The following is a 16,431-nucleotide window of genomic DNA, read 5'->3' on the forward strand; positions in this document are numbered from 1 at the left end:
AGCTCCCGTCACACCACCCCCTAATAAAAGGTTCCGATGCGCTGCTCAGAGGCTTGGTTCAATAAAGAATTTTTGCTCCTTTTCAGCTAAATGGAGCTCTCTGTGAAAAATTCATTTTATTTACTCTTCTCTTCACCGCATTTGATTTTTTCCATATTATCACAGTTTTATATAACTGTAAATAAAGAATAATCTGTTGATTGAAATTATGTCAACGTTACTGTTCTTGTTTATTATTTTTTCTAAAAATTACGGTGCGTGAAATTACTTGTACTGTTAAAAAAGAGCCTACTGTCTCTAGGCCCTTCAAAGTGTCGGAATTAATTTGTATTAGCATCTGCTAACGGTTGCAGTGGAGGTTCTAATTCTATTTTTAATGCATCGCCTTCTTGTATAACTTGTCCCTTTTCAATACTTTGACTCGTTACATAACCCGTACCTGAAGTTTTCAAATCTAATTTTAATAGTTTAGAGAAATACATAACATCTCGCATTGACCAACCTTGTAAATTTGGCATTTTTGCATTATTCCCTAATAAGAATAAACGATCCCCTTCGCTCATCACTTCACCAGACTGTGGATATTGCTTTATTATCTTACCTTCTCCTAAAATTACTGGCTGAAGTTTCTTTTTTTCTACACTGTTCTCAACTGTATCCATCGTTTGATTAACATAATTTTGTACTTTTATTTGAGATTGTTTCGTTGTGTCTGCCATTTGTTTGTCAGTATATGGTTTCACCTTTAAATATTCGAGACTATTTTTCATAACTGGTTTAAAGATTTCAGCAAGAGGCTGAGCTCCATACTCGTCACCCTTTAATTTCGGTTGTTTAATAGCTAAATATACAATTATCTCGGGGTCATCAATCGGAGCCATTCCTAAAAATGAAAAAATATAATTTTCTTTACCTTCCATATATCGTCCATTTTCAGGATTCGGAATTTGAGCTGTTCCTGTTTTACCACCAATCGGATAACCATCTACTTTATACATTGTACCAGTTCCTTTTGAAGATGTAATAACACGCTCCATTAAGTTTCTTACCTTCTCTGCTGTTTCTTTTTTTATCGGACTCCCAATTTCTTTCGGTTGATTTTCCATAATAACTTGTTTGTTTGTTGGATTTACAACTTTGTCGACAATATATGGTTTCATCATTTTCCCGTCATTCGCTATTGCGGTAGCTGCTTGGATTAATTGAATAGGCGTTACAGTAGAACCTTGGCCGAAAGAAGTAGTAACTTGTTGAATTTGTGTGTTTAATAATAAAGTATTTTTACTTTCACCAGGTAAATCTATTCCGGTTTTTTGATTAAATCCAAACTTATTCATATATTGCTTAAATTTATCTGGTTTCAGTAACTGATCTTCTAAAATAGAAAAAGCTACATTTGATGATCTTTCAAAACCTTCATCAAATGTAATAGATCCCCACCCAAATCCACCATTATGATCTTTTATATCAGATGAACCAACAGAATATTTACCTGATTGAAAATATTCTTTTCCGTTATATACACCTTCATTAATGGCAGCAGCAAGCGTAAACACTTTCATTGTTGAACCTGGTTCATATGCGTTTGCAATTGGATCATTTAAAAAATACTCTATATCACCTTTATTAGGATTAAAACTAGGCTTGCTAGACATCCCTAAAACTTTCCCTGTCTTTGGATCTGCAATGATTCCTATTAACATAGAAGGATCATAGTGCTCTTGTGCTTTGTTCATCGCTTCTTCTAAAAAGCCATTAATTTGTTTATCAAGTGTAAGATATACATTATTTCCATTTTTAGCAGTCTCTATTTTTCTAATATCATTTGTAAGCGGAATACCTTTTGGTGAGCCTACATATTCTATATTCCCGTTTGTAGAGCGCAAATATTTATCCAAACTTTTTTCAAGTCCAAATTTACCTTCTGTATTTCCTTTATCATCAGGTCTAGCAAATCCGAGTATATAGGATGCAAAATCTTCATTTGTATATACTCTTGCTTTTTCTGTCCTAAAAGAAACCCCCGGTATTTTCAGTTTTTTTATTTCATCCTTCATTTCTCTAGATAAATTCCGGCCAATTTTTCCGATTTCAACTTGAGTACGTCCCTCATGAAAGTTTTTTATTATTTCTTCTTTATCAATTTCAAGCGCATCAGCTAATCTCCCTGCAGTTTCATCTTTATTTATTACTTTATCTTTTCCTTTTAAATTCACAACAACACGGTACGTTGTGGAATCTTGAACTAGCACCTTTCCAGTTTGATCATAAATTGTGCCACGATTCGCTTCTAAAACACCATTTTTATTGTGTTGTTCATTCGCAAGATCTTTTACATCAACATTTTGTATGACCCCTACTGCTTGAATGTAAAAAAAACGTAAAAGCATAGTAAGAAACAAAATAATAAAAACAATCATCATATACCTTGCGCCTTTATTTGTTTGAAGTTTATGCATACTTTTCTCCTTTCTTTTGCAATTAATTAATGAAAAGATGCGCTTTTAAGTATGATTTTATTTAATACTATATTTTTCGAAGTTTTTTTGGTAATCCCTTTAAATTAGTAAGAAGCCAGCAATGTTAATATTTATTTTTTGTTCTATTTTTTAATTTATATAAAATACGGTACATGAAATTTTTAAAAATTCAAATAAATAGAACCTACTTTTTTGTAGGTTCTAAAGTTTAAACTATATGATTGTATTTTGCTAAAAAAGGAATTCGTTTCGCTACCAATCCATACATTTTAAAAATAAGTTTCGCTATCGGTTCAAACTTACGTGCACTTTGCATTACTAACCTGCTCGTAATAAATGTTAAGAAAGCAGCACCAAGTATATCTAATGGATAATGAACGCCTACGTACATACGGGATATACCAACTAAAACTGCCCAAATAAGTGCGATATATTTCAGTCTTTCACCCCTAAGAATAAATATAAATGCAATGGAAAATACAAGTACAGAATGATCACTAACAAATGATGAATCTGCCGCATGTGGTACTAATTGATGTACTTGGTGTGATATAAAAGGACGCGGATGGTAATACACCGCATGAATGAAAACATTTACTAGTAATGCAATAACAACTGAAAGTGTCGTATATAAAACGGTATATTGTTTTCTAATTGCATTCTCTTTCTTTCCGTTATTAAACCATAAGATAAGCATAAATAGAATCGCTACATAAACAGCACTATTTGTAATAGCGATCATTAGCGTATCTAAAAGCTTGGACGATCCCGCGAAATGATTAAACCATTGAAATACTGTGTAATTCATCATACTCTCTCCTTGCATAAAAGTGTTCTTGATTTACACAGTATACAACCTCATTATGAAAATGGGTTTAAGCTTTTCTCATCTAATTCTCATTTTTCTATCATACATGTGACAATGAGGATACGTATTAAATAGGCAAATTATATATACAGCGGAAAAGCCTTTCAAATAATACAATTCATATATTTTTCATCGGTAGAATACATAACATTTACAGTTAAATATCCTCGTTCCGAAATCATATTTTTTAATGTATACACAGTACAATATACCTACATTGTTCTCCTTGCTACATCTGTTCTAATGCCTGAATCATTTCTTATATTTTATCAAGTATCTTTTATATTATGTTTCTTCATAAAGGTGACTCCTCACATTAAATTCGTCATCACTGCCCATTGACGTTCCCCTAATATATAAAAAAGAAGGAATGCTAAAAACATTCCTTCTTCGATCGATTATTTTATAATACAAGGTATTGTAATCGTAACGATTGTTCCTTTGTTTTCTTCACTCTCTATTTGAATCGCTCCGTTATATTTCTCTAATAGTCGTTTTGCAATAGATAAACCGAGGCCATTCCCCCCTTGTTTTCTACTTCTCGCTTTGTCAACTCGATAAAAACGGTTAAGAACAAATGGTAAATCCGCTTCAGGTATGCCTGCTCCACGATCTATTATACGAATTTTAACTTTTCCTGATTGCAAACTGGATTTAACACAAATATACTTATTATTTTCTTTTGTATATTTTACTGCGTTATCCATTATGATAATAACAATTTGTTCTAGGTATGATGATGGCATTGACACATATGCCGCATCTGCATTCAATTTCATATCAAATTGAAAGTCAGTTTGAAGTACGACAAAGTTTTGTGTAACTTGTTTTAATATGCTATTTACGTGAACTGGCTCAGCTGCAATTAGATGCATCTGTTCAGATTCAGCCCTAGATAGTTCTAGTAATTCTGAAACCAATTTATTTAAACGATCTACTTCTTTTAAACTGGATTGAAGAGATTTCTCTAATACCGCTGGGTCATTTTTTCCCCATCGATTTAACATTGATAAATGTCCCTGAATAATTGTTAATGGCGTCCTTAGTTCATGAGATGCATCTTCTACAAATTGTTTCTGTTGTGTAAAAGAGGTTTCTACTTCATCCATCATTTCGTTAAAAAGAAACGATAATTTCGCAAGTTCATCATTATTTTCTCGTACTGGAACCCGTTCATTTAGTCCATTTTTCTTAATACGTTTCATTGTAACTGTTATATTTTGAACACTTGATAATAGCTTTTTTGTTATAAGTATCCCACCTAAAAAACTAAATACCAATCCGCATATTCCAGAAATAGCCATTACAACTAAAATAATTTTTAATAAATGATCAAAAGTCTCTAAGTTTTTCGTAAGTTCGATCGTTCCAGTAAACTCTTTTGCTTGAATTGGTATGCGCTCAACTAATATTCGATCTTCTAGGTGTCTTTTTATAAAAGATTCATCCTCTATAACATGTTTCGGTTTTATCCAATCTTCATTAAAATCTCTTGAAACAGAAACAATCGCTTTTCCATTCATGTCGATAATACGAATCATTTGATGTTTATCAATCATATTATTTAGGAAATCTTTACTGTTCTCAAACGTTTTACTCGAAAGGCTATCGTCTTTATCTTGGAAGTATGCCGCTATTTCTGTCACTTGTCTATTTATTTGTTTTTGTTCATAATCTATAGTCCACTTATTAATTACGATAAATTGCAAAGCACTATATAAAATGAATAAAATAAATACTAGTGTAGTGGACCAAAGTGTTAATTTCCACTTTATAGGTAGATTTCGAATTCGAAACATAATATTTTTTATCATTTCATTATATATCCTGCACCTCGGACAGTTTGGATATATTCCTCCTTATCAACACTATGTAACTTATTCCGTAAATAACGAACATAAACATCAACGATATTCGTCTCAACCATTGCATCGTATCCCCATACTTGATCCAATAAAATATCACGTGTAAGGACTCGATTAATATTTTTCATAAACATAAGTAATAGCTCAAATTCTTTATTTGTAAGTTCAATTTCTTCATTACCTTTTGTAATAGTTCGAGATTCAATTTGGAGCTTTAAATCTTTGAACGTATGAAATGAGACGTTTTTACTTTCTATATTTTCTTCTCGTCTAAAAATAACCCTCATACGCGCTAATAATTCTTCAATCGCAAATGGTTTCGGAAGATAATCATCCGCTCCGCTATCTAATCCTGTCACACGATCCATAATACTATCCCTAGCTGTCAGCATAATAATAGGTGTCTTTTTAGCTGCCCTTAATCGACGGCAAACTTCCAATCCATTTAATCCTGGAAGCATTAAATCGAGTAATATGAGATCATAATTCTTTTCAAGTGCAGCTTCTAATCCCTTTCTGCCGTCAGGCTGTATATCTACTCTATATCCTTCATATTTTAATTCTAACTCTAAAAAATCCGATAAACTTTCCTCATCCTCAATAATTAGTATGTGTTGCAACAATAATTCCTCCTATACGGTTAAATGAATAAGTAAACCAATCCCAAATATAATTGCGATGATTTGATGTGTTCTTCGATACAATATCAAGTTTGTTGTTTTATTAGCTCGTTGTATGAAAAATCCAATAAACCCTAGAACGATTAAGGTTAAGAGAGAAAATATACCACTATATATTAGTAATACATGACGACTTCCTTTTATAAAAAAATATAACCCGTGAGTAATCGATACAGCTATTACAGCGTAACCGATTAATACGTGAAACTTTTTTATAAAAAGATATAGTTCTTTAAAAAATTTAAACCCAAGTATATTTTTCTTCTTTAAAAATAAACATATTTGACGTAAAAACCATAAAGATGCTGCTACAATTGCTCCATATTCACCGAAAGAACCTAATTTCTTATTTAACCATTTAACATTTAATACGTTCCCGTATATTACATTAATCACTAATAATGCTGCACTACAAATTATTATCGTAATACCAATTATTTTAACATACATATGGAAATATTTACTTCTAAGTATTTTCTCCATTTAATGTGAGCTCCCTTCCTTTTACAATCTTTGATAAGCAGTCTATCAAATAAAAAAGAAAAGAGCATGAGAGAAAGATTAAATTTAAATGAGAATTTCAAAACAACTTGAACTTTTTATAAATTTTTTTTAGCTAATTTTAATATTTTTTGAATAAAAGGAGCTTTTGCTTTTGTATATGATGCACGTTCAAAAGGAAATGTATTAGCTAGTTTTTCTTTTAATTCTTTATATTCCTTTCGTGCCCATTCATGATTTAAAAGAAAGTCTCGAAAGAAAAGGTTATTTCTCCATTCGTCACTATTATAAATATAAACATGTAGATGGTGGGTACCAGCTCTCCATTTTCCCTTTCTAAAAAAACGCCAATTAGGTGTTTCTTTCGGGACATATTCATAGCCAATTTCCGATAAATTTTCAGTCCACTCTTCTGTAATTTGTAAATCTTTTACACCAATCATCATATCGATAAGCGGTTTAGCAGCTAATCCTTCCACTGCTGTACTCCCTATATGTTTAATAGCAATACATTCTTCTCCCAATAAAGATATGAATTTCTCCTTTTCAATTAAATATTCTTCATGCCATTCTTTTTGATATGGTTTAATAACGATTTGTTGTTCCATTTACTTCACCTCTTTATAAGTGTTTATCATTATATTTACAAAGTTTTATATTGTTAACATAGGATTTTCACAAATTATGTCGAATACTGAAATATACAACTTTATTATATTAAATGCGAGGTACAATATGAAAGATATTCTAGTCGAAATCCAATTGAATACTGTAAAATTCCAATTAAAAAAACATCATGACTTTGATTGGCTAACGAAATTAGGAACCGTATTTGCAGTTTTTGACCAACAAGATTCCGGTAATCTTTCTTTTGGTGTGGAAAAAGATGGTCATAAGAAATTCATTAAATATGCTGGGGCACAAACCATTGCATATGAAGGAACAACAAATGATGCTATTGAAAGGTTAAAAAATTCAGTTACTATTTATGAAGAGTTAAAGCATGACTCGCTTATTAGATTAATTGAACATTTTCCAGTTCAATCTGGATATGTATTAATTTTCGATTGGTTTGATGGTGAATGTCTACATTCCCATTGGAGTTTCCCACCTCCTGAGAAATATAAAAATCCAAACTCTCCTTTTTTAAAATTTAAGCATTTATCTGTTAAGGAACGAATTCAATCCTTAAATTCCATTTTTTCTTTCCATACATATGTAGAAAAGAAAAATTATGTAGCGATAGATTTTTATGATGGTAGTATTTTATATAATTTCAGTACAAATGAGACAAAAATTTGTGATATTGATTTATATTCTAAAAAACCATATATAAATAAAATGGGACGATTATGGGGTTCCTCTCGTTTTATGGCTCCTGAGGAATTTGAGCTTAATGCAATGATTGATGAGAAGACAAACGTATTTAATATGGGGGCGATGGCATTCGCACTTTTAGGCGGTGGAAAAGATCGCACTTTTATAAAATGGGACGCAAGTAAAGGATTATATGAGGTAGCATATCGTGCTGTAAATGAAAACCGTGCAGAACGGTATGCATCAGTTAAAGAATTTTATGAAGCATGGCTAAATGTATCTGATACTGCAAAAATATAACTACATATTTTTAAACTAATATAGTTTATACGATTATCATGTATAATACAGATGAAATAGAAATTCAGAATAACGAGGCAAATATTATGAACTTTGTTTATATTAATCAAAACGTATTAAATAATCTTCTATACATTTTAAGTAGTATATTTGTTTTTTATTTTATATATGATAGTGGGCGTTATTTAAAGAAATATAGAAAACTACTTATTACCGTTTGTACGACTATCCCTCTTATTTTATGTATGCGTTATCCTATCTATATGGATGAAAATTGTATTCATGATTTAAGGCAAATTCCTGTTTTAATAGGTACACTTTATGGTGGATTCCCTGTTGGTATCATATTGTTTACTATTTTATTAATTACAAGATTTGCATTTTACGGATTTAACATGTTAACTGTCATTGTTTACGGCACAATGTTCATTATTACAGCTTTTGCATCTGCAAAATTTAATACATATAATAGAAAAGTTAAAGTAGCTTTTGCTATGTTTTTAACTTTTTTCCTAGCAATATTTACAACTGTAATTGTATTAACTTTATCAGACTTTGAAGTAAATAATTTGTATATTATTTATTTTATAATATTGCCAACCACTTTGATGCTATTTATTGTTTATTTTAATGAAGTACTAAGAGATGCAGTATTTATGCGATCTAAGTTAATTAAGATGGAAAAAATGGAGATTGTTAGCCAACTCGCTGCTAGTATATCTCACGAAGTAAGAAATCCCTTAACTGTCGTAAAAGGATTTACTCAACTTTTAAAAACACCAAATTTAACTCCAGAATCAAGAGAAAAATATATTGAACATATATTGGAAGAGTTAAATCGAGCTCAAGTAATTATTGATGATTATTTAACGTTTGCCAAACCTGCATCAGAAAAGCTAGATCATATTTCAGTAGAACAAGAGTTAAATCGAGTTATTAATATGATATTGCCATTATGTAATATGAATACAATACATATTACAAAAGACTTCTCCGAGGCAACGATTGTTGGAAATAAACAACACTTTCAACAATGTGTTTTAAACTTAATAAAAAATGCGATTGAAGCCATGCCTGATGGAGGTAGCTTAAATATTTCCTCTTCTATTAATAACAATAAAGTTATAATACGAATTGAGGATAGCGGAATTGGCATGTCACAAGAGCAAATAAATCGATTTGGTGAACCTTATTTTAGTACGAAAACGAAAGGTACAGGTTTAGGTACGATGGTTGCTGTTAAGATCATCGAAACGATGCAAGGTACTTTAAAAATTCGGAGCGTCATTCATAAAGGTACAACATTGATAATCACTTTACCAAAATATAATAAGAACCTATCTTAATACAAATAAAAAAGGAGCTATTATGCTCCTTTTTTATTTGTTTCGATACATAAGTATCTACTATGTTTTTTTCGTTTACATTATTGGAGACTAATTAAAAATTAGTATCCTCCGCCCCAACAGCTGCATCCAACAATAATTAATAAAATAAACAACACAACTAATAAAGCGAAACCTCCACCAAAACCACAAGAACCACCGTAACTCATATTTTCTCCTCCTTTTGGTTTGAAAACTAATAGGTAGTTGATCATTTTAACTGGTTCGTATTATACATTATGTAAATATCCCTTTTTTGAGCATGTCTGCATAAAATAAGTAAAAGCACTCCTATTAGGGTGCTTTAAAATGGATACCAAAAATCTTGAAATACATGTAATTTTAAATAAACTGCAAAAATCAAAATGAATATCCCTACAAGCAAAGCAATAAAATCCCAGGCATTTGCTTTTTTTGTATAGAACCACGTACGTTTATCCTTCTTTCCAAATCCTCTTAAATCCATTGCATTTGAAACTGTATCAATTCTGTCTAGCGAATGAATAATTAGAGGCCAGAAAATTAAAATACGATTTTTCATGCGCGTCCATAAACTTGCTTCTCCTTTTTCAAAAGCTATTCCTCTTGCTTCTTGTGCATGTTTAATAATTTGATATTCAGATTGAATATCCGGTATATAACGTAATGCGATATTTATTGCATATGTAATTTTATAATGAATGCCAAGTTTATTTAAGCTACTTACAAATTCACTTGGATCTGTCGTATAAATAAAGAGAAGTGTAAAAGGTAATAACGTAAAATACTTTAATGAAAGCGTAGCTGTATAAAATAATGTTTCATATGTAATTGTCGCATAACCAATATGTAAAAACGAAGTATATGATCCAGTTAATTCAGATCCATGGGTTGGCGTAATTAATAAAATCATGACAGAGTTTAATAAACTAAATGTAAATATAACACTAAAAACAATTAAAATTTTACGAAGCGGAATTTTAGCAAGCAATAGTCCAATACACCCAATAAAACATAAAATTAACAATATACGAAAATCAAAAAACAAAAAGGTAAGTGTCATACAAAAAATAAATAAAAACAATTTTACTGCTCCATCCATACGATGAAAATATGTACTATGCACCTTCCTCACTCCTATTATTACAGAAATAAAGCTCTATAAACTTTTTTTGACATGAAACGCCGCTAAATGTAACAAGCTTGAATAAAGAACTCTCTCTTAAGTTAGCCCTTTGTAATATCTCTTGATCTCCTAATACAGCGGATACAGTATTATCAGCAATTATTTCTCCTTCATGTAGTACTATCGCTCGGTCTGCATATTCTAACGCTAGATTCATATCGTGCGTGATAAAAATAAATGAGATTCCTTTTTTAGCTAGGTTTTTAATAAACGACATGAACTGTTTATAATGATAATAATCTTGTCCAGCCGTCGGTTCATCTAATATGATGAGTTTTGGATTTGTTGTTAGTACAGTTGCAATAGTTAATCTCTTCTTTTGTCCGTAGCTTAATGCCTGAATTGGCCAATTACGAAATGGATATAAACCACAAATTTTTAACGCTTCTTCAGCTCTATTCTTAATTTCTTCCTTTGAAAATTTTTTTATTTTTAATGTAAATACAACTTCTTCTAAAACAGTCGGTTGCGTAATCATGTGATTTGGATTTTGCATTACATAACATATACTCTCCCCACGTTTACGAATAGACCAAGAATTAATAGTTACTCCATCTAACAAAATTTCTCCACCTTTTATTTTGTTTATTCCAATAAGGCTATTGGCTAATGTAGATTTCCCAGCTCCATTCTGGCCCAAAAGTGTTGCAATTTCTCCTTCATATATTGAAAAATTGACATTTTTTAATACGCTTTGATTATTAGGATACGCAAATGACAAATTTTTCACTTTAAACACTTCTTTATTTTTAGTAGTATCCATTACAAAAGTTTGCTTTTTCACCCACTCTTTTATAATGCCACTAATCCTTTCCTTTTGAAGATTTTCAAGTGGATATAGTAAGCCATTTTTACTATCGTAATGTAATTTCTTTAATGCTTCGATGTAAATAGGCTCTCTTAAGCTGATACGCGGTAATATATGTGACGCTAAAATCTCTTCTGGTGTTCCTATCGCGACAACTTCACCTTCATCAATTAAAATAATTTTATCTAAATCCAAATTTAAAATTTCTTCTATTCGATGTTCAATAATTACAATTGTTTTCTTATATTGCCTATGTATATCTTTAATAAGTTCAATCGTATGTAAGCTGCTTAGCGGATCTAAGTTTGCTAACGGTTCATCGAACAATAATATATCCGCATTTGTTGTTAGCAGACCTGCTAGAGAAACAGTTTGCTTTTGGCCTCCTGATAATTCATGTGGACTTTGTTTATGAGTACTATGCATCTTCACCTTTCTTAATGAATCCGAAACGATCTTTTTCATATCATCTTGATGTACACATTCATTTTCTAAATAAAATGCTACATCTTCTTCTACTGTCAAACCAATAAATTGAGCGTCTTGATCTTGCAAAATTGTTCCTACATGTTTACTCTGTTCAAAAATACTGCCTTTCCTCGGATCTTTACCAGCAATTGAAATGTTTCCTGTACTAATCCCTTCATATGAAAATGGGATTAGCCCATTAATACAATGAGCTAATGTTGATTTTCCTGAACCGCTTCGTCCAGCAATTAATACTTTTTCCCCAGGATATATATGAAAAGTAATGTCTTTTAATGTAGGCTGTGCAGCATGCCCGTATTGAAAGGTAAATTGTTCAAAAGAAATAATCGGTCGCATATTAACATCCCTACTTTTCAATTTTTAAATGTGTATGTCTCTTATTCGATTTAGCTAAGCCAATTGTAATTGGTAATCCAAGAACTAAAAATACAAGAACATCAGATATAGTCGCCCCTAGTACTTGTATAACAATTTTGTCAAACGGTTCTCCCATCACAACAATATCGAAGGCTCCAGCAAATATAATAGCAATGACAATACCAATTAACCCAGTAATGGCTAAATAAGAAATATCTCCCTTATTATATGTCCCGTTTTTCACACTAAAGCCAACTCTTTTTTGAATGAGCCCCATTGCAAAGCCGATAATGCCTGAACTAATAACCCATCCCCACCAAATACCGAATCCGGCGATTGTATCTGTTACGGTATGACCAATTAGTCCTATTAACAGTCCAGCAACGGGACCAAATAAAGCTCCAAAAACAGTTAAAATGGCTAATCCAGGTTTAATAAATGTATTCGGTGCAATAGTGAATCCCCAAAGTCCTAATATGCCATATAAGGCAGCTCCAATCCCAATTGCTACTACTAACTTTGTCGTTAATTTATTCATTACAATTCCCCTCTCATATTAGTCAGCTTTAATTACTCTATATTTATTTTGAAAATGAATTATGCATCGACACTCCCTTTCTGTACAACAAAAAATGACCTCTTGCATAAGAGGTCATTTTCTTTCACGTTCAAGAATCCTCTTATCTTTCAAAAAACACATCGTGTCCTCTGCGGAATTAGCACCTTCCTATGAATTTACATAGGGGTTGCTGAGGTTTCATAGGGCCGTTCCCTCCACCTCTCTGGATAAGTATTAATTTGTAATTCGTATTATGGCACTAAGAAGTATAAATTTCAACACTTTTCTAATTATTTTTATTTTTTGTTTAACAGTACGTTTAAATCATTGTATTCTTATCGGAATTATGAAATAATAAATTCAAAGTTGTTACAGGAGGAATGTATGATGAAAGTAATTGGTTTAATTGGTGGACTAAGTTGGGAATCTACATCACTATACTACAAACATATTAATACACTTACACTTTCTCAATATGATCAAAATGCGAAGCTTGTTCTATATAGTATGGACTTTGGTGAAGTAACTACTTTATTACAAAACCACCAATATGAAGAAGTGAAAAATGAATTAGTCGCAGTTGCAAAAAAGGTTGAAAAATCAGGAGCTGAATGTTTATTGATATGTTCAAATACGGTCCATTTATTTGCTGAAGAAGTAGAAAATGCAATCTCCATACCGCTTCTTCACATTGGTGATGTAAGTGCTAAAGAAATGGTAGAACAAAATATAAAGCGTATCGGACTATTGGGTACGAAACAAACGATGGAACAAGATTTCTATACATCACGACTAGCAAGTTATAACATTGAGACAATTATCCCTGATGACAAAGAAAGAGCATTTATCCATCATGTCATATTAAATGAATTAAGTAGAGGAATTATTTCAGAAACATCAAAAGAAAAGCTATTACAAATTACAAACTCATTAGTTCAAAATGGTGCGGAAGGTATACTACTCGGTTGTACTGAAATACCTTTGCTCATTTCCCAGAACGATCTAACAGTTCCTGTATTTGATACTGCTTTTTTACATGCAAATACTGCTGTGCAGTTCGCTAGATAATACAAGCATATAGGTGTGATCTCTATGTTTTATATTGTCCAAACTATTAATTTAATTATGGATCCATGACTGCAATTACTATATTACAAAATTAACATTAACAATCTTAATACACTTGCTACATTATGTTTATAAATAATCGATATCAATAAAAAAGCATCTACACAAGTAGATGCTTAGATGTGATAAGGAGTGTTCTGTGAGGTTAGGATAAGCTTTTCAGCTTGTCCTATGCTATCAATATATGATTTATTTTATAAAACGTGAATAGTTAATAGAATTATTTTATGCCTCTTTTCTAATTTATTCCTATATTAAAACGTCCCTAGTTTCTATACATACTAGAGACGATTCACATTTTTTAATTCTCTACTTTTGTCACTTCCCCAGTTAATCGCTTACTTTTCAATTCAAAATAAGCATCTAAAACTTCTTTACCAATATCAGAGTTAATACCAGATTTATCATTTATAACCCACGGTACAACAATAGAAAATGCTACTTCTGGATCATCATATGGGGCATATCCTGCTAATGTTAAGTTATAACATTCTCTACGATCCCCTTTCTCATTTCGCCCAATATCACTTTCTCCACCGTATACCGTTTGTGCGGTCCCTGTTTTACCAGCTGGTTTATACGGTGCTTTTTGGAACGCTCTTACTCCCGTTCCATCCCCTTCTTGGAATACCTTTCTAAATCCTTCTTTTACTTGATTTATATACTCCTCTTTCATATCTACTTTATTTAAAACGACTGGTTCTATTGAATGCATCACTTTACCAACTTCATCTTTTTGAACGGTTTGTTCTCTAATCTCTTGAACAATTTGCGGTTTCATTCGATAACCGCCATTTGCGATAGTTGAAATATATTGTGCAAGCTGAAGTGGTGTATACGTATCATATTGTCCAATCGAATAATCTAATAAGAAACCAGGCTGATTATCTTTTCTTCCAATTTGTCCCGTAGTTTCATTCGGCAAATCAATACCAGTTTGTACGCCTAGTCCAAATTGCCTGAAATAATACCTCATTTTATCAAAGTATTCTTGTTTAATATCTAGTGAACTATTTTTCACATAATCCACGCCGGCAATTTTTAATGCAATATTAAACATATAAACGTTTGAAGAAACTTGTAACGCTCTTTGATCGTCTATATTTCCAAACTCTTTCCAAGACTTCTTCTCCTTAGTACCTTTAAACTTCATAGGTGCATCATAAAAATGTGTTCCTGGAGTTATAGCATTTGTTTCAAACCCTGTTAACACTGTCGCACCTTTAACAGTTGATCCAAGCTCATATGAACTTGTCATCGTACCTAAAGCATAATCTTCCACCTCCATTTTTCCATCTTTTTCCACGATCTTTTTCCCAGCCATTGATAATACTTGGCCGTTTTTCGGATTCATCATTACAACGAAAGCGCGGTCTAACATCGATTCTGAACCTTTATATGCCTTTAATATTTTCTCTATGCTCTCTTCCACTTTTTTCTGTAATTCCATATCTATCGTTAAAGTTAAATTCTTTCCGCTTTTCCCTTCCGAAACCGTTTCTGTTCTTGTCGTATTACCCTGTTTATCGGCAATGCTTCTTATTTCTTTTTTCGTACCGTGAAGTACATCTTCGTATTGCTGCTCGATATAACTTTTGCCGACTCTATCATTTCGGCTATAATCACGCACCAAATAATAATCTAATCGTTCACTTGGTAATCCTTCATCGGCATTAGAAACATTTCCAAGAACGGATCGGAATAATCCATCATTGACATAGAATCTCTCCCAATCAACTGATGCGTCTACACCTGGGAGATTCGCTAAACCCTCACTAATCACAGTATATTCCTTTTCACTAACATCTTTTTTAATAATTTGAGGTGCCATTTGATAACCAGAAGCCATTTTACTTTTAATAGCTAACACCTTTATATCTTTATCTGTTAATTCTTTAAGATTTTTATCTGTAACTCGTTTTCTTTGTAACTCTTCTATTTTTTTATCTAGCTTCTTTCCACTAATATCTTTCTCCCTAAATGAATCTATTTCTTTTTTTGATACTAGATTTTCAGCAAGTTTTGGATTTAATTGCATCCAAAAATCTTTCTTATCTGTCTCAGTTAACTTATTTATATCTTCTTGCGGCATTTCAATTATTTCTGCAAGTTGTCTTGCAGTTTTTAGCATTTCTTCTGATTTTACTCCTTTCATCTTTGTATATGTAATCGTGCGTAAAGATTTATTATCAACAACTGGATTCCCTTCTCGATCAAATATTTTCCCACGCGGGACAGAAAGACTCACGATTGCATTTTCTCTCTTCTCTACTTCATTTTTATGCGTCTCTCCATCGATAATTTGCACTTTACCTAACTTTATTATCATGGCAGAAAATAATAAAAATACACAGAAGAATAAAATGTTTAACCGCACTGGCATTGCTCTATTACTTTTTTTCTCTTGCTTCTTCACTTTGTCATAACCTCCTCCTTTTAGCGATTTGAATAATAATGGTACCTCTAAATTAAAAATAATGTACAACTTCTATACATTAATTCGTATGGATATTAATATAATGTTAAAAA

The 16,431-nt window shown here is 31.7% G+C and carries 14 protein-coding genes, 1 riboswitch and 1 other annotated feature (1 of these 16 cut by a window edge); of the genes, 3 read left to right on the plus strand and 11 right to left on the minus strand.

The features are described 5' to 3' along the window. Positions 1-145, minus strand: a binding site (T-box leader) (it extends 114 nt beyond the left edge of the window). 175 nt (positions 146-320) lie between these two features. From EUC40_RS13530 to EUC40_RS13555, 6 genes are all read right to left on the minus strand, one after another. Beyond that, positions 321-2,459, minus strand: a complete 2,139-nt coding sequence (locus tag EUC40_RS13530; protein ID WP_156575642.1) for a penicillin-binding protein — start codon at positions 2,457-2,459, stop codon at positions 321-323. A gap of 229 nt (positions 2,460-2,688) precedes the next feature. Further along, positions 2,689-3,288, minus strand: a complete 600-nt coding sequence (locus tag EUC40_RS13535) for an undecaprenyl-diphosphatase (RefSeq protein ID WP_244322160.1) — start codon at positions 3,286-3,288, stop codon at positions 2,689-2,691. Between the two features lie 458 nt (positions 3,289-3,746). Continuing rightward, positions 3,747-5,162 carry a HAMP domain-containing sensor histidine kinase gene (locus EUC40_RS13540; protein ID WP_156575644.1) on the minus strand — a complete coding sequence of 472 codons (1,416 nt, stop codon included), beginning with the start codon at positions 5,160-5,162 and terminating at the stop codon, positions 3,747-3,749. Continuing rightward, a complete protein-coding gene (locus EUC40_RS13545) occupies positions 5,159-5,833 on the minus strand; it encodes a response regulator transcription factor (protein WP_156575645.1) in 675 nt (224 codons plus the stop codon). The genes EUC40_RS13540 and EUC40_RS13545 overlap by 4 nt, the downstream gene beginning before the upstream one ends. 12 nt (positions 5,834-5,845) lie before the next feature. Next, on the minus strand, positions 5,846-6,376 hold the full coding sequence (locus EUC40_RS13550) for a hypothetical protein (RefSeq protein ID WP_156575646.1): 531 nt from the start codon (positions 6,374-6,376) through the stop codon (positions 5,846-5,848). Between the two features lie 116 nt (positions 6,377-6,492). Beyond that, positions 6,493-7,002 (minus strand): GrpB family protein, encoded by a 510-nt coding sequence (locus EUC40_RS13555; protein ID WP_156575647.1) that lies wholly within the window; start codon positions 7,000-7,002, stop codon positions 6,493-6,495. 127 nt (positions 7,003-7,129) lie between these two features. Here EUC40_RS13555 and EUC40_RS13560 point away from each other — a divergent pair, with 127 nt between their 5' ends. Both EUC40_RS13560 and EUC40_RS13565 read left to right on the plus strand, forming a co-directional pair. Beyond that, entirely contained in the window at positions 7,130-8,011 is an 882-nt protein-coding gene (locus tag EUC40_RS13560; protein ID WP_156575648.1) for a protein kinase domain-containing protein, read from the plus strand. 38 nt (positions 8,012-8,049) lie between these two features. Next, the gene (locus tag EUC40_RS13565) at positions 8,050-9,357 is read left to right on the plus strand and encodes a sensor histidine kinase (RefSeq protein WP_156575649.1); all 1,308 of its coding nucleotides are present in this window, start codon (positions 8,050-8,052) and stop codon (positions 9,355-9,357) included. A 101-nt stretch (positions 9,358-9,458) separates the two neighbouring features. Here EUC40_RS13565 and EUC40_RS13570 read toward each other — a convergent pair whose 3' ends face one another. From EUC40_RS13570 to EUC40_RS13585, 4 genes are all read right to left on the minus strand, one after another. Continuing rightward, positions 9,459-9,566, minus strand: coding sequence for a YjcZ family sporulation protein (locus EUC40_RS13570; RefSeq protein ID WP_000120182.1), 108 nt, complete (start codon positions 9,564-9,566; stop codon positions 9,459-9,461). Positions 9,567-9,700: 134 nt separating this feature from the next. Next, positions 9,701-10,501, minus strand: a complete 801-nt coding sequence (locus EUC40_RS13575) for an energy-coupling factor transporter transmembrane component T family protein (protein WP_156575650.1) — start codon at positions 10,499-10,501, stop codon at positions 9,701-9,703. Further along, positions 10,494-12,194: an ABC transporter ATP-binding protein gene (locus EUC40_RS13580; RefSeq protein ID WP_156575651.1), complete on the minus strand. Its 1,701-nt coding sequence runs from the start codon at positions 12,192-12,194 to the stop codon at positions 10,494-10,496. Before EUC40_RS13580 ends, EUC40_RS13575 begins: the two co-directional genes overlap by 8 nt. A 10-nt stretch (positions 12,195-12,204) precedes the next feature. Then, positions 12,205-12,753: an ECF-type riboflavin transporter substrate-binding protein gene (locus EUC40_RS13585; protein WP_156575652.1), complete on the minus strand. Its 549-nt coding sequence runs from the start codon at positions 12,751-12,753 to the stop codon at positions 12,205-12,207. 139 nt (positions 12,754-12,892) lie between these two features. Next, positions 12,893-13,008, minus strand: a riboswitch (SAM riboswitch). Positions 13,009-13,158: 150 nt separating this feature from the next. On the opposite strand from EUC40_RS13585, the gene EUC40_RS13590 reads away from it, so the two are divergent. After that, complete coding sequence (locus EUC40_RS13590; protein ID WP_156575653.1) at positions 13,159-13,842, plus strand: aspartate/glutamate racemase family protein; 684 nt, start codon at positions 13,159-13,161, stop codon at positions 13,840-13,842. A gap of 361 nt (positions 13,843-14,203) precedes the next feature. Here the strand turns inward: EUC40_RS13590 and EUC40_RS13595 are convergent, their stop codons facing one another. Next, entirely contained in the window at positions 14,204-16,318 is a 2,115-nt protein-coding gene (locus EUC40_RS13595; protein WP_156575654.1) for a peptidoglycan D,D-transpeptidase FtsI family protein, read from the minus strand. Between the last annotated feature and the right edge of the window lie 113 nt (positions 16,319-16,431).

Source organism: Bacillus luti, assembly GCF_009739945.1.
GTDB lineage: Bacteria > Bacillota > Bacilli > Bacillales > Bacillaceae_G > Bacillus_A > Bacillus_A luti.

Coding starts and splice junctions, on each gene's coding strand:
- EUC40_RS13590 (WP_156575653.1), top strand. CDS start 13,159: ATGATGAAAGTAATTGGTTTAATTGGTGGACTAAGTTGGGAATCTACA.
- EUC40_RS13555 (WP_156575647.1), bottom strand. CDS start 7,002: ATGGAACAACAAATCGTTATTAAACCATATCAAAAAGAATGGCATGAA.
- EUC40_RS13570 (WP_000120182.1), bottom strand. CDS start 9,566: ATGAGTTACGGTGGTTCTTGTGGTTTTGGTGGAGGTTTCGCTTTATTA.
- EUC40_RS13550 (WP_156575646.1), bottom strand. CDS start 6,376: ATGGAGAAAATACTTAGAAGTAAATATTTCCATATGTATGTTAAAATA.
- EUC40_RS13530 (WP_156575642.1), bottom strand. CDS start 2,459: ATGCATAAACTTCAAACAAATAAAGGCGCAAGGTATATGATGATTGTT.
- EUC40_RS13565 (WP_156575649.1), top strand. CDS start 8,050: ATGTATAATACAGATGAAATAGAAATTCAGAATAACGAGGCAAATATT.
- EUC40_RS13580 (WP_156575651.1), bottom strand. CDS start 12,194: ATGCGACCGATTATTTCTTTTGAACAATTTACCTTTCAATACGGGCAT.
- EUC40_RS13585 (WP_156575652.1), bottom strand. CDS start 12,753: ATGAATAAATTAACGACAAAGTTAGTAGTAGCAATTGGGATTGGAGCT.
- EUC40_RS13540 (WP_156575644.1), bottom strand. CDS start 5,162: ATGATAAAAAATATTATGTTTCGAATTCGAAATCTACCTATAAAGTGG.
- EUC40_RS13560 (WP_156575648.1), top strand. CDS start 7,130: ATGAAAGATATTCTAGTCGAAATCCAATTGAATACTGTAAAATTCCAA.
- EUC40_RS13535 (WP_244322160.1), bottom strand. CDS start 3,288: ATGAATTACACAGTATTTCAATGGTTTAATCATTTCGCGGGATCGTCC.